General features: G+C 70.8%; 11 protein-coding genes and 1 pseudogene (1 of these 12 running past the window's edge). 7 read left to right on the top strand and 5 right to left on the bottom strand.

Annotation, left to right across the window (positions count from 1 at the left end; all coding sequences use genetic code 11):
- Positions 1 to 37 precede the first annotated feature (37 nt).
- On the bottom strand, positions 38 to 1840 hold the full coding sequence (locus tag K8556_RS01510) for a serine/threonine-protein kinase (RefSeq protein WP_223738238.1): 1803 nt from the start codon (positions 1838 to 1840) through the stop codon (positions 38 to 40).
- On the bottom strand, positions 1837 to 2700 hold the full coding sequence (locus tag K8556_RS01505) for a DUF2381 family protein (protein WP_223738237.1): 864 nt from the start codon (positions 2698 to 2700) through the stop codon (positions 1837 to 1839). The genes K8556_RS01510 and K8556_RS01505 overlap by 4 nt, the downstream gene beginning before the upstream one ends.
- An 18-nt stretch (positions 2701 to 2718) precedes the next feature.
- Here K8556_RS01505 and K8556_RS39655 point away from each other — a divergent pair, with 18 nt between their 5' ends.
- Together K8556_RS39655 and K8556_RS01495 are read left to right on the top strand one after the other, a co-directional pair.
- Positions 2719 to 3159 (top strand): efflux RND transporter permease subunit, encoded by a 441-nt coding sequence (locus K8556_RS39655; protein ID WP_223738389.1) that lies wholly within the window; start codon positions 2719 to 2721, stop codon positions 3157 to 3159.
- Positions 3075 to 4553, top strand: a pseudogene (locus K8556_RS01495) (efflux RND transporter permease subunit). The gene K8556_RS39655 and the pseudogene K8556_RS01495 overlap by 85 nt, the downstream one beginning before the upstream one ends.
- Here the strand turns inward: K8556_RS01495 and K8556_RS01490 are convergent.
- Together K8556_RS01490 and K8556_RS39375 are read right to left on the bottom strand one after the other, a co-directional pair.
- Positions 4531 to 5289, bottom strand: coding sequence for an immunity 52 family protein (locus K8556_RS01490; protein WP_370639873.1), 759 nt, complete (start codon positions 5287 to 5289; stop codon positions 4531 to 4533). The pseudogene K8556_RS01495 and the gene K8556_RS01490 sit on opposite strands and share 23 nt — an antisense overlap.
- A gap of 12 nt (positions 5290 to 5301) precedes the next feature.
- On the bottom strand, positions 5302 to 6792 hold the full coding sequence (locus K8556_RS39375; protein WP_223738235.1) for a Tox-REase-5 domain-containing protein: 1491 nt from the start codon (positions 6790 to 6792) through the stop codon (positions 5302 to 5304).
- 258 nt (positions 6793 to 7050) lie between these two features.
- On the opposite strand from K8556_RS39375, the gene K8556_RS01480 reads away from it, so the two are divergent.
- Positions 7051 to 8103, top strand: coding sequence for a hypothetical protein (locus tag K8556_RS01480; protein ID WP_223738234.1), 1053 nt, complete (start codon positions 7051 to 7053; stop codon positions 8101 to 8103).
- Positions 8104 to 8117: 14 nt separating this feature from the next.
- On the top strand, positions 8118 to 9440 hold the full coding sequence (locus tag K8556_RS01475) for a glycosyltransferase (protein ID WP_223738233.1): 1323 nt from the start codon (positions 8118 to 8120) through the stop codon (positions 9438 to 9440).
- Here K8556_RS01475 and K8556_RS01470 read toward each other — a convergent pair.
- A complete protein-coding gene (locus K8556_RS01470) occupies positions 9415 to 10290 on the bottom strand; it encodes a class I SAM-dependent methyltransferase (protein WP_223738232.1) in 876 nt (291 codons plus the stop codon). The genes K8556_RS01475 and K8556_RS01470 overlap by 26 nt on opposite strands.
- A gap of 162 nt (positions 10291 to 10452) precedes the next feature.
- On the opposite strand from K8556_RS01470, the gene K8556_RS01465 reads away from it, so the two are divergent.
- The 3 genes from K8556_RS01465 to K8556_RS01455 form a co-directional block, all read left to right on the top strand.
- Positions 10453 to 11607, top strand: coding sequence for a YncE family protein (locus tag K8556_RS01465; protein WP_223738231.1), 1155 nt, complete (start codon positions 10453 to 10455; stop codon positions 11605 to 11607).
- 134 nt (positions 11608 to 11741) lie between these two features.
- Positions 11742 to 14249, top strand: coding sequence for an acylase (locus K8556_RS01460; protein ID WP_223738230.1), 2508 nt, complete (start codon positions 11742 to 11744; stop codon positions 14247 to 14249).
- Positions 14250 to 14462: 213 nt separating this feature from the next.
- Positions 14463 to 24531, top strand: partial view of a non-ribosomal peptide synthase/polyketide synthase gene (locus K8556_RS01455; protein WP_223738229.1) — the 5' portion only. 7934 nt of this gene lie beyond the right edge of the window; only the first 10069 of its 18003 coding nucleotides appear in the window; it begins with the start codon at positions 14463 to 14465; its stop codon lies off the right edge, out of view.

Genomic DNA, 24531 nt, shown 5'->3' with positions numbered 1-24531 from the left:
CCCAATCGAACACCTACCCAATACGTCCCCGATCCGGTCAGGGCCAGCGGCGCACGACACGACCGCCACTGCGGTTGAACGCCTCCACCTTGCCGTCCTTGAACCCCGTGGCCCTCATCTCCGCCACGACGCAAATGGGGTACTCGTCCTGCCCCGGAAGCTTCACGCGGTCATACCGGACGACGAGCGCCGGCCCATCCGCACGCCCCATCTTGTCGGAGAGGTAATAGGCCTTGCCGTAAAAGCGCGTCCCAGGCGGGGCGACCGCCTGTTGTCTATCGGAGCCATGTCCTTTCGGGACCGCCCCCACGACCTCCGCGCCAGCGGTGAACCACACCTCTTCTTCTGGTTGGCGGTCGTCGAGTCGGATGGAGAAGATGTCGCTGTATGTCCAGTGAAGCTGCTCCCGCATTGCCTCTTCCGCGCCTGCCGGACAGGTGAAGGACTCGGGCCGGATCTGGGCCCCGGGGCAACCCGCCATCAGAGCGGCGGCGAGCGACAGCGACGCGCACTCGACGGCGGCAACGGCCCTCTTCGTCATGCGAGGTGTGCGGCCCGGGGGCGGCGTTTCAGTCTGCGGGGTCTTCACGATTGAACCTTCCTTCGAAGCAGCGGCGATTGAGGGCCCCGGGGTCGTCATGGGCGAGGGGCTGGGGGTGGACATAGCAGGAGGGGTTGTCTCGGGCGGTGCGGAACGAGCAGCGACGGAAGAGCGCTCACCCGAGGCCACGCGCGGCTCGACAGGGGCCCAGGAGACGACCATCGAGGCGCGCCAAAGGAGCGCGACAACGACAATCGCGACAACGCCAGCGAAAATCGCACGCCACCGGCCCCGGCCTCGCGGGCGCTCAACCCGGGCGACGTGTCGCTTGAGGGACCGGGGGGCAGAGGGCGACGCCAGTACCGTGGGGGCCACCACTCCGTGACGCTGTTCCGATGGCGGATGCCCCGGCACGTCGTATTCAGCGCTGGGGTCAGCCCGGAGTTCCGCCAACTCGCGGCGCAACGCCTCGGTATCCACCGGACGCCGTTTGGGATCCTGGGCCAGCATGCTCTCAATGAGGTCGCTCACCGCCTCTGGAACCCGCGCATTCGCCGAGCGAGGCGACGGCGGAGGAAAGGCCGCATTGTTCAAATCGAAGCGTGGACGGAACTCCGTCGGTCGCGGGTCCGTCAGCAACTCGTGGAGCATGACGCCGACCGCGAAGATTTCGTCGGCGACCTGGAAGGCGTAGCGGGCTCGCTGCTCGTCCTTGTGCTCGCGCAGGAACTGGAACTGCTCGGGCGCGCGGTAGCGGTCCGTGCCCGGAGGCAAGCCCCCGTCCGTCAGGTCTTTGGCGAGCGTATAGGTCGCGCAACTGAAGTCGATGATGACGGGCTCGCCGTCGCTCTTACGGATGAGCACGTTGGACAGCTTCAGGTCCCGATGCAGGATGCTCCGGCCGTGCATGTAAGCCAGCGCACCCGCGAGCTTCTCGAAGACGCCGAGGACTTCGCGCACGGTCGGATGCTTTCTTTCGGCCCACTCCGCGAGCGTCCAACCGTCTACGTAGTCGAGCGCGAGATAGAGGTTGCCGCTCTCCGCGAAGCCATGCCCCTGCGGTCGGACGATGTTGGGGTGCTCCAGCATGAGCAGCACCGTCAACTCCCGCAGCGTCCGAGCATGGGTCTGCTTGAAGTCGCCGCTGGCCTCCCGGTGTTGAGCCAGCTTGATGGCACGGTGCCGACCGCTCTTTTCCCCCAGGAAGACGCGGGCAAAACCTCCGGCCCCCAGGGGTTTGGCCACCTGCCACCCGTCAATCAAGGAACCCGGAGGAGGGTTGAGCAACGTCGCGCTCATCGGGCATCTCCTGCGGTGGGCTTCGGGAAACGCACGCCCGGAATCGTGAAACGACGCCCATCATCCCCGCGCACTTCCAGGGTGAAGATGAGGTCCGCTTCCGTCTTTGGCACTTCCACGACCGCAAGCACGCGCCTGCCCTCGCCTGGAGCAATAGGCCCCGGCTTCGTTGTCACGAGTCGCGCCCGCAGGGGCACGCCCACACGCCCCAGGAACATCGCGTCTTGGGGTGACCATGCGGATTGGTTGGAGTGGTTCACGATCTTCATGTCCGCCAGAATCCAACCCGCGCCCCGAAAAGCCGTGAGCCACTCCAACGCAAGCCCCTGCATAGGCCGTTGTCCTTGGCTTATGGACGTCGTGACCCCTTCATTGTCCACGTAGCCGAGCAGCACGAAGTCTTCAGGCTTCGGCGCCGGGGCTTGGATGGGCTGGCAGGCCGTATTCGGCGCCTCCGGTCGCTGCACATCGATCCGCGTGTCCACTTCCGCCGGGTCGGTCACAAGCACGAAGGCGGCCCGCGCGGGTGCCCTGCCGTCAACGAAGAAGACCCCCATCTCCTGCTGCTCGTCCTTCCGGAGGTCGGACACGGCCTGGACGATGACCGACCGTTCCCCCGCATCCAGGACGCGGATCCGCGACTCATCGAAGGTGAGGGACTTCCGCTGAATCGGAGCGGGGAACAAGAGCAGCGTCGGTGAGTCCTGGGCGATGTGGACCACGGGCAGGGGTTCACCCGCGGTACCCGCGACGGTGACAGGCCGTTCCCGTCTGACACGGCCCCCAGGTGATGGCTCGGCGTGCGCCACAGCTCCCCACGCGAGCGCAAGCGCAAGGGCCAATCTGAAAGGTTGGAGCAAGGATGCGTGACCTCCCAGATGGGCACGCTAGCATCGCCAACACTCGCGCAGGGGTGCTCTCTGCGCGCGGCTGCCAGATCCAATGGGACACAGCATTGGATCCGGGCGCCTGCGGCAGATCTTCACGGCAGCGGCGTTGAACAGGCCCGTCTGCGGGAGAACGCGCACCTGCCGGAGGACCAGCGGCAGCCCATGTTGGAGGTCATCTACCGGGCCTCCATCGAGGTCCGTCACTCCATCGTCTTCGCCACGTTGATCATCATCCTCGTCTTCCTGCCGCTCTTCTTCCTGTCAGGGCTGGAGGGGCGGATGCTGGCTCCGCTGGGGCTCGCGTACATCCCCGGGCCATCCTCGCGGGGGCGGGGCTGGCGCTGGTGGCCACGCTCGCCGTCGTGCCGTTCCTGGGGCGCGCGTTCCTCCCCGAGTTCAACGAGGGCACGCTCACGCTCAACGTCGTGACGTTGCCGGGAACGTCCCTCCAGGAGAGTGACCGGCTGGGCCGGCGCGTGGAGGAGGTGCTGTTGTCCTTCCCCGAGGTCACCTCCACCTCCCGGCGCACGGGGCGCGCGGAGCTGGACGAGCACGCCCAGGACGTCAACGCGGCGGAGCTGGACGTGGGGCTGGACTTGTCCCGGGGAACGCGAAGCAAGGAACAGCTCCTGGAGGCCCTTCGCAAGGCGCTGACGCAGGTCCCGGGTGTCATCGTCACCATCGGCCAGCCGCTCAGCCATCGCATCGACCACATGCTGTCGGGGACCCGCGCCAACATCGCGTTGAAGGTGTACGGCGATGACCTCGACCAACTGCGCACGCTGGCCGAGCAGGTGAAGAAGGTGGCGGAGACCACGGCGGGGGCGGTGGACGTGGCCATCGAGCAGTAGGTGGACATCCCCCAGATTGGGATCCGCGCGGACCGCGACACGGTGGCCCGCTACGGACTCACTTCAGGAGAGGTGGCCGAAGCGGTGGAGCGCGCCTTCGCCGGAGAGACTGTCGGCACCGTGCTGGAAGGCCAGCGCGTGGTGGACATCGCGGTGCGCCTGGATGACGCCTCCCGAGAGGATCTGGACGCCATCGCGGCGACCCCCATCGACACGCCCACGGGCCACCGGATCCCGTTGAAGATGCTGGCGAGCCTCACGCGGGAGACAGGCCCCAACACCATCAGCCGCGAGGGCGTCCAGCGCAAGATGGTGGTGCAGGCCAACGTGGCGGGGCGCGACCTGTCCACGGTGGTGGAGGAGCTGCGCGCCCGCATCACGCGCGAGGTGCCGATGCCCACGGGCTATTACGTGGACTACGGGGGACAGTTCGAGAGCGCGGAGGCCGCCACGCGCACCATCGGCTGGTTGAGCGTGGGCGTGGTGGTCGGCGTCTTCATGCTGCTCGTCGTGGCCTTCGGCTCCGTGCGCAACGCCCTGCTCACGCTCATCAACCTGCCGTTGGCGCTGATCGGCGGGGTGCTGGCGGTGGCGCTCACCTCCGGCGTGGTGAGCGTGGCGTCACTGGTGGGGTTCATCACGTTGTTTGGAATCGCCACGCGCAACGGCATCCTCATGGTGAGCCACTACGAGCACCTGATGACCGTGGAGCGGAAGGGGCTCGCGGAGGCCGTGGTGCAGGGCTCGCTGGAGCGTCTGGCGCCCGTGCTGATGACGGCGCTGTGCGCGGGGCTGGCCCTGGTGCCGCTGGTCATCGCGGGAGGCGAAGCAGGCAACGAGATCCAGGCCCCCATGGGCGTGGTCATCCTGGGAGGGCTGCTGTCCTCCACCTTCCTCAACATGCTCGTCGTGCCGGTCCTCTTCCGCCTCTTCGGGCGCGCGTCCCCTTTCAGGACGCCGCGGATCTCATGAGTCCCGCCCGGGCCAGCAGTTCGCGCACCCGCCGCGCCAGTTCGAGGTGCTCGGGGTTGGCCACGGTGAATCGCTCTGGAGTCAGGATGATCAACGAGCCTCGGTCCTCCACGGGCTCGATGCGCACGGGGGCAGGCAATGGCGGCACCTTGCCCCGGTGACTGGGGAGGTACGTCACCCAGCCGAGCCACGGGTCGTCCTTGCCCTGCCTGCCGTCCATCTCCCGATACGCATCGGACATGGCCACGGCCCAGTCGGGCTCCCAGGCCAGCGCCATGCTGCGCATCACGGCCGTCAGCATGGAGGCCGTGAGCAGGCGCTCCGCGCTCTCCCCTTTCGACGGGAGTGACAGGACACACACGTTGGAGTTGCCCTGTGCGTACCCTCCACAGGTCATATCCACGGCCATGAAGTCCTGACGAGTGCCATCGTTGTATGCGCTGACCGTCAGCCCCAGGTGCTCGAAGGGCGGCCCACCTGGCTCGCGGTTGACGCCACGCCGAAACGCTTCCGTCAGGGTGGGCAGGTCGGGAGGCATGAGGGGCGTCTTGCGCCCCTTACCGCGCGGCTTGGGAATCTTGTTCCAGTTCGCCAGTAACGGGTCGCACGCGGCCAGGAGGTTGAGAAAGGTTGCCGCTCGCTGAGCGCACTCCTCGGGAGACTCTCGTCGTGGCCCCCAGTAGGCCCCAACGTAGTACGTCTCTGGATAGGTCCCGGATTCAGCGTAGTTCGTCATGAAGTGCAGCTCTCAAGGGTTCAATGTGCGCACTCGCGTGGGGATGACGATGATCTCCGTCACATTGTTGTTCTCTAGCAATTTCCGAATGGAGTCTGCCGCATGCTTTTCGGCTACGTGCCATTCAATCCGAATGCCCATTCCACGGACGATGTCGACCTGTCGTTGGCCTTGATTCACGAGTTCCCGGGCCTTGCCCGAAAGCCTGAACCATTCCTTGGGAGCGAGATTGTCCTCGAAGAACGCAGCGTATCCGGGCCCCTTGGCGTCCAGTAGCACGCCGTCCCTGAACCCATCGAACTTGACGCCTCCAACCTTCGTGCTCGTACCACCGACCCAATACGCCTCATCCGCAGTGTGCCCTGTGACCTGCTCCTGGTAGCCCCTGGCTCGCGGAGACATCGACTCGTTGGCGGGCGCCCACTGTCCGGGGCCCTTGGACGGAGCCGCGCCTTTGCCGGTCGTGTTCGCCCGCTGGAGGATGACGGCCGCACCGGGTCCGCCGCTCAGCGCAGCCGCCGCGCGCCCTGCAGGCACCGCGACGCGCTCCAACGCCAGCGCGCCCTCCGCCGACAGCGAGAGCACCGGCGCAGTGGCCTCCGCGCCCAGCGCCATCCCTTTCAGCGTCCGCGTCGTGGCTGAAGCCGCGCCCCCTGTCATGATCAGGCCCGTCGTCAGCCGCGACACTTCACGGATCTGCTCGCCACGGGTCATGGACTGGAAGCGCTCCCAGTACATGGGCGACGAAGTGATGAGCGCTGCTACACCCGCTGGCAGGTTGCTCAGCCCTGCGATGCTGTCCACGGGGCGCGTCAGCAGTTGGCCCAGCGCGTGGTACAGCTCCACGAACGCATCTTCCGCTCCATCCAGGGTGCGGTTGATGACATCCGCGTCGTCGTACACCTCGGCCAGCGGGCGCCAATCCGAGGCCTGAAGCCGCGCGTCCACAGTCCGGAAGACACCCCCCTTGCCGCTGTAGAAGCGGCCCAGCTCGAAGCCATGCGCTCGGAAGGCGCCGTCCTTCCACTCGACCGTCGCCACCTTCTGCTGTGTGCGCCCGGTGAGGGCCCACGCCAGAGCGCCATCCGGTCGCAGCACCGCGATCTGCTCCCGGGAGAAACGCTCCACCCGCCGCAACAGCTCCTGCCGCGTGACTTCGCCTCCCTCCATCACCTCGCGCAGGATGAAGCCCACGGCCATGCGAGGCGGGAAGGTGCTCAACGTGACGGGCTTTCCCAGCAGCACCTCCAGCAGACGCGCGGCCTGCGCGGGCTTCAGCCCCCCTCCCAGAGGGCGCTCGTCCCGCGCTTCCAGGCCCGCGTTCGTCAGCAGCCGATCCCAGACGTCCGCCTTGGCCTCCGTGCGAACGGGACGTGCCCACGCCCCAGGAGAGTCCGTGGCCGTGGAGGACGTGTAACTCAGCGTCCTTCCGGACGCGTGCGGCACGGATGCGCAGCCGGTGAAGAGGAGGACCACGCACCCGAGCAGGACTTCAACGCGCATTGTCCAACCCCCTGGCCCACTGACGCGAAGGCCCCTGCACTCCAGTGTAACGCACGGAAACGCGCCTTATCCCCCAGGTACGAAAGTCCCGAAGGTCTGGCTCAGCCACTACGCCCGCGCCCACCACATCGCAGCTCGAATCGCGACCGCGCCCCGCGAGCCGGGATGTCTTGATAATCCGTCACTCCCATGTATCAGCGACTTGCGTTGACAGGCCCTCCGAAGCCCTGTAACCCCGAGGCATCGGAGCCAGACACCATGATCGTCCGGGACGCGCTCGAGCACGCGAAGCACTGGGTGGACACCGAAGGCAGCCGGATCCCCGGCTTCGTGGGGGCCTACGTGGCGGGGCGCATGGCGTCGCTCCCGCTGGACACGCCCTTCAGCGCGTGGCGTGACGTGGACCTCGTCATCGCCACGAGCGACGCGGAGCAGGCCCGGGCGTCGCGCCTGGAGATGCTCCACAAGGGCGTCATCGTCGAGTGCTCCGTGCTGGACGCGGCGCTGTTCCAGAAGTTCGAGGCCGTCGTCTCCAACCCGGAGCACGCGGACAACGTGCGCGAGGGCCGCATCCTCGCGGACCCCACCGGCGCCTTCCAGACGCTGCACGAACAGGTGGCCCGGGAGTTCCCCCGCCGCACCTGGGTGAAGGCCCGCTGTGACTCCCACCGGCGCGCCGTCCTGGGCCACCTGGAGCAGGCCCTGCAGGACGCCGGCGCCGGGGCCATCCCCCGGATGCTCCTGAACTTCCACGCCGCCATGGTGTACCTGTCGGGGCTCGTGGCGCTGTCCCACCTGAAGCCCATCACCGTCCGCCAGTGCTACGTCCTGTCGGGGGAGCTGCTGGAGCGGCAGGGCCACGCGGCGCTCCACGAGGAGTGCCTGGCGCTCCTGGGCTGCGCGGACCTGTCCCGGCAGGAGGTGGAGGGCTACCTCGCGGACTTCATGAGGGCCTTCGACCGCGCCGTGGAGGTGAAGAAGGGCGACGTGCCCTACGGCTTCAAGCTCCGCGCGCACCTGCGGGGCGCCTACCTGGAAGGCACGCGGGAGATGATCGACGCCGGGCGCCACCGCGAGTCGATGTTCTGGTTCTTCGGCCTCTACTTCCTGGCCCTGATGGTCATCCAGAACGACGCCCCCGAGGCGGAGAAGGCCGCGTTCCAGGCCCGCTTCCACGCCTTCTTCGGCCGGCTCGGCTTCCTGCCCAACGCCCCCTGGGCCGCCCGCTTCCAGCAGACGAAGGCGGTGTTCGAGAAGCTCTCCCGCGCCGCGGACGAAGCCATCGCGAGCAACACCTCCCTGCCGGACTGACGCGGCCTCCTGCCATGGCGAACGTCCTCATCGCCCCCTACCCCAGCCACGGCCACGTCAACCCCACGCTCAAGGCCGCCCGGGCCCTGCGCGAGCGCGGCCACCACGTGGTGTACGCGGGCCCCGTGGATGCCCGGGAGCTGGTGCTGCGCGCCGGGTTCGAGTTCTTCCCCGTGCTGGAGGCGCAGTTCCCCGAGGGCAGCTTCCACGCCTTCGGGGCCCGCGGCTTCCTGGAGCACGTGCGCAAGCTGCGCCAGTACTCGCGGCGGGTGGATGACGCGCTGAAGGCCATTGGCGACGGCGCGCTGGACGACCTCTTCGAGCGCACGCGGCCGGACGTCGTCGTGTGCGACTCCATGCTGCCCTATCCCGCCATGGTGGCGCGCAGCCGCCAGGTGCCCGCCGTCTTCTTCAACGTCACCATCCCGCGCGAACTGGTCCACCCGTTCCTCGCCCGTCCCGCCACCGCCCTCCCGCGCCGGGTGCGCGCCGTGGGCGTCCACACGCTGCTGTCCGTGATGGAGCTGCTGGGGGTGGCGCCCGCGATGCGCAAGCGCAACGCGCGGATCGCCCAGCGCTACGGCTACCCGGTGGAGGAGCTGGCCACGGAGCCCGAGCCCATCCTCGTGCGGGGCATCCCGGAGCTCATCCTCGCCCCGCGCGAGTTCGCCGAGCCCTCCGGCAGCGTGGACTCCACGTACCTCTACGTGGGGCCCAGCGTGGACCTGGATCGCCCTCCGTCCGACTTCCCCTGGGAGCGCCTGGCCTCGGACAAACCGCTCGTCCTCTTCTCCCTGGGAGGCATGGGCGGCTACAGCCGCGCCCTGGAGACGCGGGTGCTGGACGCCATGTTCGAGGTCGCCCGGGCCCGGCCCCAATGGCAGTTCGTCTTCGCGGTGAACCCGACCCACGAGACGCAGCGCTTCGACGCGCTCTCCAACGTGGTGGCGGTGAAGCACGCCCCGCTGCTCCAGTTGCTGGAGCGCGCCGCCGTGGCCATCACCCACGGCGGCTTCAACACCGTGAAGGAGTGCATCTACTTCGGCGTGCCCATGGTGGTCGTCCCGCTCGCGTTCGACCAGCCGGCGGTGGCGCGCCAGGTGGAGCTGCGCGGCCTGGGCGTCCACTGCCCGCCCAAGACACTGGACGCGTCCCAGATGCTGCGGCACCTGGACGCGCTGGTGGGGGACCCCCGGTGGCGCAAGGCCATGGAGCCGCTGCGCGAGCGCTTCCATGACAGCGAGCGCAACGCCTCGGCCGCGGACGCCATCGAGCAGTTGCTCCAGGCGCCCGGGGGCCGGACCGCCGCGCCTACGCCGGCTGCTTCCGCACGGTGAGCTGGAAGCCCTTGCGCACCACCTTCAGGTGGCGCGCGGCGGCGGAGACGAACGCGTCGATGCCGATGTCCGGCCGGTCGATGCTGTCGTAGTTCGCGAGCTGCGCGGTGGCCATGCCGTAGTCGTCGAAGGTCATGATGCCGCCCGGCTTGAGCAGCCGGAAGCACAGCACCGCGTCCTCCAGCGTGTCATACGCCTCGTGCGAGCCGTCCACGTAGATGTAGTCGTACACGGGCTCCGGCGGGAGCTGCCGCAGGACGACGCCGGACAGGCCCGCGCGCTTCTCCACGCGGTCGGCCGCGCCGCTCGCCGCCAGGTTCTCGTCGAACCGCTTCGCCGCGTCACCCTGGAACAGGTCCACGCAGGTCAGCCGGGAGGTGGGGTGCGTGAGCACGTTCTCCAGCAGCCAGAGCGAGGAGCGCCCCTCGAAGCTGCCGATCTCCAGCGCGCGCACGCCGGGGGCGCCCATCAGCGGGGCGAGCGTCTCGCGCCACTCGGCCTCGCAGTTGGACATCCAGTCCGAGGAGAAGCGGTACTTGCCCACCTGCCGCGCCGCCGGGTTGCGCTCCAGATACCCGTGCACCGCCGTCTTCACCTCCGGGCTGACCCAGTTGAAGTCCAGCAGCCGCGTGAGCGCGGTGCGCACCGTGAGCTTCAGGTTGTCCACCGAGGCGGCGTGCGGCCCCAGCCGGGCCACGGCCCCGTCCGTCAGCATCCCGCTCAGGGTCTCCACTTCCTGGATCCACCCGAGGATGGCGGGGTTCGCGGCGGAGGGCTCCATCCGAAGGAAGCCCTGGAAGCGGGCCGCCAGCGAGGACACCTGCGATGCGAGATCAATCCCGGGATTCACGCTGCGACCTGCCTTTCACCTGTGAAGGGGCCGGGATGGTTCCATGACGCAACTCGCGCGGTCAACGAGAGGCAGGCAATACAAGAAAGAAAACCTCTTCCCGAAATCGCCTATAAGAGCGCACCTCCTCCGTCAGGGCCCGGCGGCCCGCCCACCTTCGACATGAACGACACGCGCCTCCTGGTCAGCAGCATCATCCGGATCACCGAGCCAGGCGCGCACAGCGGCTCCGTGCGGCTCGTCAGCGCGAAGGAGCGGCGCGTGCTGGCGACGTGGCCCATCCCCGAGTCGCCGTTTCGCGCGTTCGATCCCAACCCTCGCGGCGGGCTGCGCGGCGCCCGGGGCATCAGCGGGGATGGGGAGCGCATCGTGGTGTCGGTGACGGACCGCCTCTATGTCTTCGACCGCGCGTGGAGGCAGGTGGGGGAGCTGACACATCCGCTGCTCGGGCAGGTGCACGACATCCTGGTGGAGCCGGATGGCGTCTGGGTCACGGCCAGCGCGTCGGACGTGGTGATGAAGCTGGGCTGGGACGGCGCCGTCCTGCGCACCTGGAGCTGGCGGGAGGACACGGCGCTGGCCCGGGAGCTGAACCTGCTGGACGCGCTGAAAGGCGAGCCGTGCGACGACTACCGGGATCCGCGCAAGCTGCCCGCCGCGTTCGACTTCGTCCACGTCAACAGCGTGGCGCGCTGTCCGGAGGGGCTGCTGTTGTCCTTCGGCTTCGTGCCCTCGCGCGCCTCGCGGCGCATCCAGTGGTGGTTCGACCTGCCCGGCGCGCTGCAGCGGCGCCTGGGGAAGAAGGAGCAGGCGGCGCGGCCCTCCAGCCTCTTCGCGCTGCGCTTCATGGCCTCCAGCTTCACCACGTCCTCGTGGGTGGGCGTGCTGCTGCCGGACCAGGGGCCCGCGCGCGTCGTGGCCCGCCAGGACGGCATCATGCGGCCCAACCACAACCTGCTGCGGCACGCGGACACGCTCGTCTACAACGACACCCACGGCAACCGGCTCGTGCAACAAGCGTGTGACGGGAGTTGGACGAAGCACGTGCAAATCCCCGGCGACCCGCCCTTCGTCCGGGGGCTCGCGCCGTTCGGCGGCAACCGCTTCCTCGTGGGCAGCCAGCGGCCCGCGGCCCTCTACGTGGTGGACCTGGACGCCGGGAGCTGTGAGCGGCTGCTGGAGCTGGAGGGCGGCTCGCCGCACGAGTGCGTCTACGGCATCCACGCCGTGCCGGACGGCTTCGCCGAGCCGCCCGCCGCGCTCTGGGGACACCCCCCCAAGGCCCCCGGTGACGACGTCCACCCACAGGTCGCCTGAGCCCCTGTCGCAGGCCGACGCGTCACATCCTATTTGTCTCGGATAACAAGTTAATTCAGTTCCAAAGGAATGGCTCAGAATCACGGCTGGTCAATTTGACCTTGTGAATCAGCTTTTCCTATCCTCCGCGCGCGATGCCCCCTGCCCGCTCTCCGAGGCCTTCTTTCGCAGCACCTTCGCACTCCCCACGTCGCGGCCCCTGGAGGCATCGTGCGCTCGCGCTCGCGCTGCTGCTGGGTGCGTCCGCCTGCGACGATGACGAGCCGGAGTCGCCGCCCGCGCCGGAGCCGGCGCCCCGCTACGAGGCGACGATCCGGCGCTCGGGCAACGGCGTCCCGCACATCACGGCGAAGACCCTGGGCAGCGCGGCCTTCGGCCAGGGCTACGCGTTCGCCCAGGACAACGTGTGCACGCTGGCGGATCAGATCCTCAAGGTGCGCAGCGAGCGGGCCCGGTTCCTGGGCCCGGGCGCCGGCAACGCGAACGTGGCGAGCGACTTCGGCTACCTCGCGCTGGGCGTCCACGCGCGCGCGAAGGACGCGCTGCCGGCGCTGCCCGAGGACGTGCGGGCGATGATCCAGGGCTACGTCGCCGGCTACAACCACTACCTGTCCCAGGTGGAGCCCGCCGCCCGCCCCGCGGCCTGCGCCAACGCCGCGTGGGTGAGGCCCATCGACGACGTGGACCTGATGGCGTACCACATCAGCCTGGCGCTGCTTTCGAGCAGCTACCAGTTCGTCGCGGCGGTGACCAACGCCCAGCCGCCCACGGTCACCGGCGGGCAGCACATCGACGTGCCGCCGCCGCAGGCCTTCCAGCAGCTTCGCGACCACGACCTGGGCAGCAACGGCTGGGCCATTGGCGCGGAGCGCTCCGCCACCGGCCACGGCATGCTCGTGGCCAACCCGCACTTCCCCTGGCAGGGTGAGCTGCGGCTGTGGGAGAGCCACCTCACCGTGCCGGACGTGATGAACGTCTACGGCGCGTCCCTGGTGGGCGTGCCCGGGGTGCTCATCGGCTTCAACGACAACGTCGCGTGGACGCACACGGTGTCCGCCGGCCAGCGGATGACGCTGTACCGGCTGAAGCTCGTGCCGGGCAAGCCGACGCACTACACGTACGACGGCCAGGAGCGCGAGATGGTTTCGCGCACGCACACCATCCTGGTGCGGCTGCCGGACGGCTCGCTGACGAACGTCTCGCGCACGCTCTACAGCAGCCACTTCGGGCCCATGCTCGCCATCCCGGGCGTGACGGACTGGACGGCGCAGGTGGCGTACACCTACCGGGACGCGAACCTGGAGAACACCGTCCTGCTGGCCCAGTTCCACGCGATGAACCGGGCCAGGAACCTGCAGGAGTTCAAGGACGCCTTCGCCACCGTGCAGGGCATCCCCTGGGTCAACACCCTGGCCACGGACCGCGACGGCAACGCCTGGTACACGGACGCCGCGGCCACGCCCAACCTCAGCACCGCGGCGCTGGATGCGTGGCAGCAGGCCATCTCCGGCGCGGATCCGGTGGCGACGCTGTTCTTCCGCAACCTCAACCTGGTGCTGCTGGACGGCAGCACCTCCGTCAACGCGTGGGTGGAGGCCCCCGGCGCCCGCAGCCCCGGCCTGGTGCCCTTCGCCCAGGTGCCGCAGTTGGCGCGCCGCGACTTCACCTACAACGCCAACGACAGCTACTGGCTCACCAACCCGGCGCAGCCGCTGGAGGGCTACTCCCCGCTGCACGGCCCCGCGCGCCGCAGCCAGCAGCCGCGCTCGCGCATGAACCTGGTGATGCTGACCGAGCAGTCGGCGGACGGCGCCTCCGGCGCGGACGGCAAGTTCACGCTCGAGGAGCTCCAGGCGGCCATCCTCAACAACCGCAGCTCGGTGGCGGAGCTGCTGCGCCCGCAACTGGTGGAGCGCTGCCAGCGCACGCCGTCCGCCACGTACCAGGGCAAGACGGTGGACCTCACCCAGGCCTGCGCGGTGCTGGCCGCGTGGAACGGCCGCTTCGACACGGACAGCGTGGGCGCGGTGCTGTGGCGCGAGTTCATCGGGACGTATCCGGTGAACCAGTTGCTCAACAAGGGCACCCTCTTCGACACGGCCTTCGACCTGAACGCCCCCTTCACCACGCCGAGCACGCTCACGCCCGCGCCCGCGCAGGGTGAGGACCCGGCGCTCGTGAAGCTGGCGCAGGCCGTGACGCTGCTGGGCACCGCGAAGATCGCCGTGGACGCGCCGCTGGGCACCGTGCAGTTCGCGCCGCGCGCCGGCCTGCGCATCCCCATCCACGGCGGGCACAACCGCGACGGCGTGGCCAACGTCGCCATCTCCGGCACGCTCCAGTCCTCGCTCGTCGACCCCGTCCCCGCGCGGGGCACGGTGCTCAACGGGGAGACGGGCCTGAGCACCAACGGCTACGTCGTCAGCAACGGCTCCAGCTTCATCCTGGCGCTGGCGTACACCGCGACCGGCGTGGACGCGCGCGCCCTGCTCACCTACGGCCAGTCCGGCGACCCGGCCTCGCCCTACTTCACGGACCAGACCCAGCGCTTCTCCCAGAAGCAGTGGCGCACCGTCCTCTTCAACGAAGCGGACATCCTCGCTGACCCGGCGCTCACGCAGCAGGTCGTGTCGGCCCAGTAGGCAGTCCCGTCTCACGTCACAAGGGCCGCTGGCCCGCGACGCTCCACCCCGGTCACCCGTCCCCGTCGGGTGCCCGGGAACACCTTCGCCCATGCCTTCGCGGGCCGTCCGCCTCCCTCCCCGTGGGAGCGCGGACGGTCACGCCACGGCCCTGGACCGCCCCCGGACCCGGGCTCCGTCGTACTCCATACCTACCAATAAATCGTGAAAAACATGTCTGTCAAACTTCACGTGGATTGCAGTGCTACTCCGTCACTCGTCGCGCTGCTGCGGCAGCGGGCGGAAGCACGCGCGGAGGCGCCGCTCTACACGTTCCTGGAGGAAGACGGCTCTGAAGTCACGATGTCGCGGGGGGAGATGGACCGCTGGGCGCGGCGCATTGGCGCGGCGCTGGAGGCGGTGAGCCCGGCGGGGGCGCGGGTGGTGCTGCTGTATCCGCCGGGGCTCCAGTACATCGCGGGGTTCTTCGGGTGCCTCTATGCGCGGCGGATCGCGGTCCCGGCCTATCCGCCGGATCCGATGCGGCTGGGCCGGACGCTTCCGCGGCTGCGCTCCATCATCGAGGACGCGCGCGCGACGGTGGTGCTCACCACGTCGTTCATCGCGTCGTTCGCGGAGATGCTGTTCGAACAGGCGCCGGAGCTGAAGGCGCTGCACTGGGTGGCCACGGACGAGCTGCCGGAGGAGACGGGGCAGGACTGGCGGCCCGCGGACGTGGCGAGCGACGCGCTGGCGTTCCTCCAGTACACGTCCGGCTCCACGGGCACGCCCAAGGGCGTGATGCTCAGCCACGGCAACCTGCTGCACAACCTGGGGCTCATCTCCCACGCGTTCGAGAGCCGCCAGGACTCCACGGGCGTCATCTGGCTGCCGCCGTACCACGACATGGGGCTCATCGGCGGCATCCTCCAGCCGCTGTACGCGGGGTTCCCCGTCGCGCTGATGTCGCCGCTGGACTTCCTGCGGCGCCCCATGAAGTGGCTGGAGGCGGTGTCCCGGTTCAAGGGCACCATCAGCGGCGGTCCGAACTTCGCGTTCGATCTGTGCGTGCGCAAGAGCACGCCGGAGGAGCGCGCGGCGCTCGACCTGCGGAGCTGGGAGGTCGCGTTCTGCGGCGCGGAGCCCATCCGTCCGGAGACGCTCGCGCGGTTCACGGACGCGTTCGCGCCCTCGGGCTTCCGGCCGGAGTCGCTCTACGCGTGCTACGGCCTGGCGGAGGCGACGCTCATCGTCTCCGGCGGCAAGAAGGGCGTGTTCCCCGTCCACCGTCCCTTCGACTCCGGCGCGCTCTCGCGGGGCGAGGCCCGGGAGGATGCCAGCGGTCCGCTGCTGGTGGGCTCCGGCGGGAACCTGCCCGACCAGGAGATCCGCATCGTGGATCCCGCGACGTGCGAGCCGTGCGCGCCGGGCCGCGTGGGGGAGATCTGGGTCCACGGTCCGAGCGTCGCCCGGGGCTACTGGGAGCGCCCGGAGGAGACGGCCCGCGCGTTCCACGGCCGCGTGGCGGGCGGCGGCGACACGGTGTACCTGCGCACGGGGGACCTGGGCTTCCTGGCGGACGGGGAGCTGTTCGTCTCCGGCCGGCTCAAGGACCTGATCATCCTCCGGGGGCGCAACGTCTACCCGCAGGACCTGGAGCAGACGGTGGAGCAGAGCCACCCGGCGCTGCGTCCGGGCTGCACCGCCGCGTTCGCCGTGGACGTGGACGGCGAGGAGCGGCTCGTCGTGGTCCAGGAGGTGGATCCGCGCCGCATGACGGATCCCGACGAGGTGACCGCGCGGGTCCGCCAGCGGCTCGCGGAGCTGCACGAGGTGCCCCTCCACGCCCTGGTGCTGATCGAGCCCGGGAGCATCCCCAAGACGTCCAGCGGCAAGATCCAGCGCAGCGGCACCCGCGCGGCGTTCCTCGCCCATGAGCTGCCCGTGGTGACGGCGTGGCGCGAGGAGGCCGTGACCGCGGCCACCCCGGCGCCGTCCGCCCCTGCCCTGCTGGCACCGGACGCGTCACTCGCCGACACCACGGCGTGGCTGCGGGGGGCGATGGCCCGGAGCCTGCGCCTCGCGTCGGGCGCGCTCGACGGGGATCTGCCGATCACCCGCTTCGGCTTCGACTCGCTCGGCGCCATCGAGCTGGGGCACGCGCTGGAGACCGGCGCGGGCGTCGCCGTGCGCATGGAGGAGCTGCTCCGGGGGCCCACGCTCCACGAGCTGGCGGTCCTGATCCACGAGCGCCGCCGGTCCGCGAGCCCCCTGCCCGCGCCCATCGCGCGCCGGGCGGACGACACGCCGCCGCGCCTGTCCCCCGGCCAGGAGCGGCTGTGGTTCCTGGAGCAGTTGGAGCCCGGGAGCGCGCTGTACAACATCACCGCGGCCGTGCGGTTCCAGGGCCCCCTGGAGCCGGCCGCGCTGGAGCGCGCGTTCCAGGACGTCGTGCGCCGCCACGAGACCCTGCGGACCACCTTCCACGCGGCGGAGGCGGAGGGCGCGGCCGTGGTGCGCATCTCTCCGGAGGCGTCCTTCACGCTCGGCACCGCGGACCTGCGCGCGTTGTCCGCGCCCGCGCGTGAGCGGGAGCTCCAGCGCCGCGCCGACGCGGAGGCGCTCCAGGGCTTCCACCTGGGCACGGGGCCGCTCCTGCGCGCGGTCCTGCTCCGGACCGGAGAACACGAGCACGTGCTGGTGCTCACGATGCACCACATCATCGCGGACGGCGTGTCCATGGAGGTGCTCGTCCGGGAGCTGGCGGTGCTCTACCCGGCGCACGCCGAGGGCCGCCCTGCCACCCTGCCGGAGCTGACGCTGCGCTACTCCGACCACGGCGCGTGGCAGCGGGAGCTGCTCCAGGGCCCCGAGCTGGAGACGCTGCTCGGCTTCTGGCGCGGCGAGCTGGAGGGCGCTCCCGAGGTCCTGGACCTGGCCGTGGCGCAGCCCCGGCCGTCCACGTCCACGCACCGCGCCGCCAGCGTGGAGGTGGGCCTCTCCGCCGAACTCCTGGAGCGGATGAAGGGGCTCGCGCGGGAGCAGGGCGTGTCGCCCTTCGTCGTCCTGCTGGCGGCCTATCAACTGCTGCTCGGCCGCTACTCGGGGCAGGACGACATCGTCGTGGGCACGCCCGTCCATGGCCGCGACCGGCCGGAGGCGCGGGACCTCATCGGCTTCTTCGTCAACACGCTGGTGCTGCGCACGCGGCTGTCGGGCTTGGCCTCCTTCCGGGAGCTGCTCGCGCGCGTGCACGACGTGACGCTGCGGGCCTACGCGCACCAGGACCTGCCGTTCGAGAAGCTGGTGCAGGCGCTGCGGCCGGTGCGCCACCCGGGCGCCTCGCCGCTGTTCCAGCACGTGCTGGCCATCGTTCCGGATCCGCTCGCCACGCAGCCGCTGCCGGGCCTCACCCTCCAGCAGTGGGAGCTCCCCAGCCACTTCCTCCAGGGCGACCTGCGCCTGGCGCTGTCCGAGAGCGCGGCGGGGCTCCGGGGCCGGCTGGAGTACAGCACGGACCTGTTCGACGTCGCGGCGGTGCGCCAGTTGGTGGCGCACCTGGGAGGCCTGCTCACCGCGGCGGTGTCCCAGCCCGATGCCCCGCTCGACAGCCTGGACATGCTGGAGGCCGGTGAGCGCCACCGGCTCCTCGTGGAGTGGGCGGAGACCGGCACGGGAGAGGCGGACGAGAGCTGCGCGCATCGCCTCTTCGAGGCCCAGGCCGCGCGCACACCCGACGCCACGGCGCTCTGTCTCGGCGACGAGACGCTCACCTACCGGGAGCTCAACGCGAGGGCCAACCGGCTCGCGCGCGTGCTGCGGCAACAGGGCGTGGGCCCGGAGACGCTCGTCGGGCTGTGCTTCGAACGTTCGTTCGACATGGTCGTGGGCCTGCTGGCCATCCTGAAGGCGGGCGGCGCGTACGTGCCGCTCGACCCGGCCCAGCACCCGGAGCGGCTCGGCTTCATCCTGGACGACACGCGCGCGCCGCGGGTGCTCACGCGCCACGCCCTGCTCCCCCGGCTGGGCGGACGGGATGACCGTGCGCTGTGCATCGAGGACGTGGAGTCCTTGTGCGCCCGGGAGTCCGGCGAGGACCTGGAGGGTGGCGCCACCAGCGGCTCGCTGGCGTACGTCATCTACACGTCGGGTTCGACGGGCCGTCCCAAGGGGACGCTCCTGCAGCACCGCGGCCTGTGCAACACGGCGCGCGAGACGGCCGCGATGATGCGGCTGGGCGTGGGCAGCCGCCTGTTGCAGTTCTTCGCGCTGAGCTTCGACGCGGCGGTGTCGGACATCTTCCCGCCCCTGCTGTCGGGCGCGGCGCTGGTGCTGGCCCCCCGGGACGCCGTGATGCCGGGGGCGCCGCTGGAGCAGACCCTGCGCGAGCAGGAGATCACCGTCGTCACCCTGACGCCGTCCGTGCTGGCGCAGTTGGATCCATCCCAGGCCACCGGGCTCCAGACGCTGCTCACGGCCGGCGAGGCGTGCACGCCAGAGCTCGCGCTGCGCTGGGCGGACCGGCTGCGCTTCGTCAACGCCTACGGCCCCACGGAGGTCACCGTCTGCGCGACGCTCAACCCGAACGTGGATCCGGAGCGGCCCACGCTCGGCCGGCCGCTGGCCCATGTGCAGGTGTACGTGCTGGACGCGGGGCTGCGGCCCGTGCCGGTGGGTGTCCCCGGGGAGCTGTGCGTCGCGGGCGTGGGGCTCGCGCGCGGCTACCTGGGCCGGCCCGACCTGACCGCCGCGCGGTTCGTGCCGAATCCCTACTCCCGCGTCCCCGGCGGCCGGCTGTACCGCACGGGTGACCGCGTGCGCCGGCTGCCTGACGGGGGCCTGGAGTACGTGGGCCGCGTCGATGATCAGGTGAAGCTGCGCGGCTACCGCATCGAACCGGGGGAGATTGAAGCGGCGCTGCGTGCCCGGCCGGGCGTGCGCGACGCGGCGGTCATCCTCCGCGAGGACAACCCGGGCGATCCCCGCCTGGTGGCCTACGTGGTGGCCACGTCCGACGTGGCGCGCAGCCTGCGCGAGGCGCTGGAGTCCCAGTTGCCGGACTACATGGTCCCCTCGGCCTTCGTGCCGCTGGAGGTGCTCCCGCTGACCTCCCACGGGAAGCTGGACCGCAAGGCCCTGCCGCCGCCGGGCGCGCAGAGCACCTCGGAGGACGGGACCTTCGCCGCGCCCACGACGGACACGGAGCACCGGGTGGCCGCGCTCTGGGCGGAGGTGCTGAAGACCGACCGCGTCGGCATCCACGACGACTTCTTCGACCTGGGGGGTCACTCCCTCATGGCCACGCAGGTGATCGCGCGCCTCCGCACGGCGTTCGGGGTGGAGCTGCCCCTCAGCGCCTTCATGAACGACGTGACGACGGTGGCCGCGATGGCCCGTCACATCGACGCGAACACCCAGCCCCGCCGCGTCGTGCCCGCGCTGACCGCGCTGCCTCGCACCGGTCCCCTGCCCTTGTCGCTGGCGCAGGAGCGGCTGTGGCTGGCCGACCAGCTCTCCCCGGGCTCGCCGCTCTACAACGTGCCCGCCGCGGTGCGGATGCACGGCACGTTGAACCTGCCGGCGCTGGCGCAGGGCCTGGCCGAGCTCATCCGCCGGCACGAGGCGCTGCGCACCGTCTTCCGCCAGGACGAGGGCCACGCGGTGCAGGTCATCCAGCCCGCGTCCCATCCGGCGCTGCCGGTGGTGGACCTGTCGGATCGCCCGCGCGACGAGGCCGAGGCCGGCGCACGCCGGGTGGCGCGCGAGGAGGCGGTGCGCCCGTTCGACCTGGAGCAGGGCCCGCTGCTGCGCGCGGTGCTCGTGCGCCTGGCCGAGCAGGAGCACGTGCTCTGCCTGACGCTGCACCACATCGTCTCCGACGGCTGGTCGGGCGGCGTGTTCCTGCGCGAGCTGGCGGCGGTCTACGGCGCCTTCAGCCAGGGCCAGCCCTCGCCGCTGCCGGACCTGCCGTTCCAGTACGCGGACTATGCCGCGTGGCACCGCGGCTGGCTGGAGTCCGGCACGCTGGCGGAGAACCTGGGCTGGTGGCGCAAGCAGTTGGACCAGCTCCCCACGTTGCAGTTGCGCTCGGATCTCCCGCGTCCTCCGGGCGAGCGCTTCCACGGCGACGGCCGGCGCTTCACCCTCCCCGCGAAGCTGACCGGGGAGCTGGAGGCGCTCGCGCGCGCCGAGGGCGCCACGCTGTTCATGGTGCTGCTCGCCCTGTTCGACGTCCTGTTGCAGCGGCACACGGGGCAGGACGACATCGTCGTCGGAACGGACATCGCGGGCCGCGAGCACGAGGCGCTCGAAGGCATCATCGGCTTCTTCACCAACCAGCTCGTCCTGCGCACGCGGCTCTCCGGGCAGCCCACCTTCCGGGAGCTGCTCGCGCGCGTGCGGCAGGTGGCGCTGGATGCCTACGAGCACCAGGAGACCCCGTTCGGACGGTTGGTGCAGGAGCTGCGCGATCAGCGCGCCACCACCGGTCAGCCGCTCTTCCAGGCCAAGCTCGTGCTGGAGAACGCCCCCATGCCCGCGATGCGGCTGCCGGGCCTCTCGCTGGAGCTCATGGAGGGCGAGAGCAACGGGCTGGCGCGCTGGGACCTGCTCTTCATCCTCACGCCGGAGGAAGGCGCGCTGAAGGTCGTCGCCGAGTACAACACCGACGTCCTCGACGGCGAGGCGATGGAGCGGATGTGGCAGCACTTCCTGCGCCTGGCCCACGCCGCCGTGGCCTCCCCCGGACAGCGCATCTCCGCGCTGCCCATGCTGCCTCCCGGTGAGCTCCAGCAACTGGCGGCCTGGAGCGGCCCGGTGCTCGAAGTCCCCCGCGCGCTGTCCATCCCGGCGTGCTTCGAACAGCGCGTGGCGGAGGCCCCGGGCGCGGTGGCGCTCGTGTTCGAGGGCCAGGCGCTCGACTACGGCGGGCTCGACCGCCGCGCGAACCAGTTGGCCCACCACCTGCGCGCGCAGGGCGTGGGGCCCGGGGCCCGGGTCGCGCTCGCGCTGGAGCGGTCGCTGGACCTGGTGGTGGCGCTGGTGGCCATCCTCAAGGCCGGCGCGTCCTACGTGCCGCTGGACGCGAACGATCCACCGGAGCGCCTGGGCTTCCTGCTGGAGGAGACGCGGCCCGCGGCCATCGTGACGACGTCGGAGATCGCGGACGGCCTGTCCTCGCAGTGGATCCCCTTCGTGTGCGTGGACACGGACGCGGCGGTGATCGCTCGCAGGCCCGTGCACGCCCCCGAGCACGGCGTGGGCGCGGAGTCCGAGGCCTATGTCCTCTTCACCTCCGGTTCGACGGGGCGGCCCAAGGGCGTCGCGGTCCCGCACCGCGGCGTGCTCCGGCTGGTGCGCGAGCCGGGCTGGGTGCGCCTGTCACCGGAGGAGACGCTGCTCCAGTTGGCGCCGCTCGCCTTCGACGCGTCCACCTTCGAGGTCTGGGGAGCGCTGCTCAACGGCGCCCGGCTGATCATCGCGCCGCCCCAGGCGCTGTCGCTCGACGCACTCTCCGGGCTCATCGCGCGTGAGCGCGTCACCACGCTGTGGCTCACGGCGGGCCTCTTCCACCAGGTCGTCGATTCGCACCTGGGAGCGCTGGCGCCGGTGCGGCAGTTGCTCGCCGGGGGTGACGTGCTGTCGCCTCCGCACGTGGCGCGGGTGCTGGAGGCGCACCCGGGCTGCCAGGTCATCAACGGCTATGGCCCCACGGAGAACACCACCTTCACCTGCTGCTTCCCGGTCCCACCCCGCGAGGACCTCCGCGCGGGCGTGCCCCTGGGCCGGCCCATCCCGGGCACGCGGGTCTACGTGCTCGACGCCGCCATGGAGCAGGTCCCCATCGGCGCGCCCGGCGAGCTGTACGCCGCGGGAGACGGCCTGGCGCATGGCTACCTGCACCAGCCCGCGCTGACCGCGGAGCGCTTCGTGCCGGATCCGTTCGGGACGAAGCCGGGCGCGCGGCTGTATCGCACCGGCGACCGGTGCCGCATGCGCCGGGACGGCACGCTCGAGTTCCTCGGCCGCGTGGACCAGCAGGTGAAGGTCCGCGGCTTCCGCATCGAACCGGGAGAGATCGAGACCGCCGTGCGCAGGCATCCGGCGGTGCAGGACACCGTGGTGATGGTGCGGGAGATCGCCGGGGAGAAGTCCCTGGTGGCCTACGTCGTGCCCACCGAGGGACGGACGCTGACCATCGACGCGGTGCGCGCGTTCCTCGCGGACAAGCTGCCCGCGCACATGCTGCCGGCGGCGCTGGTGACGCTCGCGGAGCTGCCGCTCACGGCCAACGGCAAGGTGGACCGGCGCGCGCTGCCGGCCCCGGACGGCGAGCGCCCCGAGCTGGGCACGAACTACCAGGCCCCCCGGACGCCCACGGAGGAGATCCTCTGCGCCGTGGGCGCGGAGCTGCTCGGCGTGGCGCGGGTGGGCATCGACGACAGCTTCTTCGACCTGGGCGGCGACTCCATCCGCGCCATCCAGTACGTGGCGCGCTGCCGCGAGCGGGGCCTGGAGCTGTCGGTGGCGACGCTGCTGGAGAAGCAGACCGTCCGCGCGATGTCGGAAGCGCTCCAGGGTCAGGTGCGGGCCGCGGCGGACGCGGCCACTCATGCGCCGTTCGCGCTGCTCTCCGAGTCCGACCGCGCACGGCTGCCCCCGGACCTGGAGGACGCCTATCCGCTGGCGACGCTCCAGGCGGGCATGCTCTTCCAGAGCGAGTACAGCCAGCAGACCGCGCTCTACCACGACGCGTTCAGCTTCCACCTGGAGGTGGACCTGGAGCCCGTGACGCTGCGGCGCGTGCTGCGCGAGCTGGCCATGCGCCACGCGGTGCTGCGGACCTCGTTCGACCTGGCGCACTACGACGTGCCCTTGCAGTTCGTGCACCGCGAGGTGGAGGTGCCGCTGCACGTGGAGGACCTGAGCGCCCTCTCCCGCGCGGAGCAGGACCGCCACCTGACGGCGTGGCTGGAGCGCGAACGCTCCCGGCCCTTCACCTGGGAGCAGGCGCCCCTCATCCGCTTCGGCTTCCACCGGCGAACGGAACGGACGGTGCAGCTCTCCGTCATCTTCCACCACGCCATCCTGGACGGCTGGAGCTTCGCCTCGCTCCTGGCGGAGTTCCTCCCCCAGGCCCTGGCCGCGCGCCAGGGGGTGGAGGCGCCCGTCCCGCCGCTGGCGGCGGCGTACCGCGAGTTCGTGGCGCTCGAGCGCCAGACGCTCGATTCGGAAGCGGCCCAGCGGTACTGGCGCGAGCAGTTGGCGCAGGTGTCGCGCGCGAGGTCGAACGTCGCGCCCCGCTCCCCGGCGCAGGGCCCCGGGCAACTGCTGTTCCGCGAGTTCCCCCTGACGGCCTCCGTCGCCCAGGGCCTGCGCGCGCTGGCCCACCAGGCGGTGGTGCCGCTCAAGAGCGTGCTGCTCGCCGCGCACCTGCGCGTGCGTGGCGTGCTGGACGGGTCGTCCCACGTGGTGTCGGGCTTCGTGGTGAACGGACGCCCGGAGGTGACGGACGGCGAGCGCGTCCTGGGCCTGTTCCTCAACAGCGTGCCCTTCGCGCTGGAGCTGGGGGGCGGCACCTGGGTGGAGCTGGTCCGCGAGGTGTTCGCTCGCGAGCAGGCGCTCTCCCCCCACCGGCGCTACCCGATGGCGCGGCTCCAGCAGCAACTGGGCGGCCGTCCCCTGTTCGACGCGCTCTTCAACTTCGTCCACTTCCACGTCTCCGCGGGCCTGACGGGCATCCCGGGCGTGCGGCTGGTGGAGCCGTACTGGGAGACGTCGTGGCTGGACCTGCCGCTCGACACGACGTTCAGCGTGGATCCGGAATCGCAGGACGTGAAGCTCACGCTGCGCAGCCACGGACAGGACTGGGACGCGGCGAAGCTGGACCGCGTCGCCGGCATCTACCTGCGCACGCTGGAGCGGATGGCCCTGCATCCGAAGGAGCGCTACGAGCGCAGCCAACTGCTGGACGCGGACGAGTACGGCCACCTGCTGCACACCTGGAATGACACGGCCACGGCGTCAGCGCCCGCGCCGCACGTGGCGGCCCTCTTCGAGGCCCAGGCGCGACGCACGCCCGGCGCCGTGGCCGTCGAGTCCGGCGCGGAGCTGCTGACGTACGCCCAACTGAACGCGCGGGCGAACCAGCTCGCGCGCGTCCTGCGGCGCGGCGGCGTGGGACCGGAGGTCCGGGTGGCGCTCGCGCTGCGGCGGACCCCGGACCTGGTGGTGGCCGTGCTCGGCGTGCTCAAGGCCGGCGGCACGTACGTGCCCATCGACCCGAGCTACCCACACGACCGGC

Origin of the sequence: Corallococcus sp. AS-1-12, assembly GCF_020036995.1 — a bacterium.
GTDB lineage: Bacteria > Myxococcota > Myxococcia > Myxococcales > Myxococcaceae > Corallococcus.
This window is presented reverse-complemented; position numbering and strand designations above follow the sequence as displayed.

What these genes read in the sequence shown, in the direction of transcription:
- K8556_RS01460 (WP_223738230.1), top strand. Translation starts at nt 11,742, where the DNA reads ATGCCCCCTGCCCGCTCTCCGAGGCCTTCTTTCGCAGCACCTTCGCAC.
- K8556_RS01490 (WP_370639873.1), bottom strand. Translation starts at nt 5,289, where the DNA reads ATGACGAACTACGCTGAATCCGGGACCTATCCAGAGACGTACTACGTT.
- K8556_RS01510 (WP_223738238.1), bottom strand. Translation starts at nt 1,840, where the DNA reads ATGAGCGCGACGTTGCTCAACCCTCCTCCGGGTTCCTTGATTGACGGG.
- K8556_RS01465 (WP_223738231.1), top strand. Translation starts at nt 10,453, where the DNA reads ATGAACGACACGCGCCTCCTGGTCAGCAGCATCATCCGGATCACCGAG.
- K8556_RS39375 (WP_223738235.1), bottom strand. Translation starts at nt 6,792, where the DNA reads ATGCGCGTTGAAGTCCTGCTCGGGTGCGTGGTCCTCCTCTTCACCGGC.
- K8556_RS01480 (WP_223738234.1), top strand. Translation starts at nt 7,051, where the DNA reads ATGATCGTCCGGGACGCGCTCGAGCACGCGAAGCACTGGGTGGACACC.
- K8556_RS39655 (WP_223738389.1), top strand. Translation starts at nt 2,719, where the DNA reads ATGGGCACGCTAGCATCGCCAACACTCGCGCAGGGGTGCTCTCTGCGC.
- K8556_RS01475 (WP_223738233.1), top strand. Translation starts at nt 8,118, where the DNA reads ATGGCGAACGTCCTCATCGCCCCCTACCCCAGCCACGGCCACGTCAAC.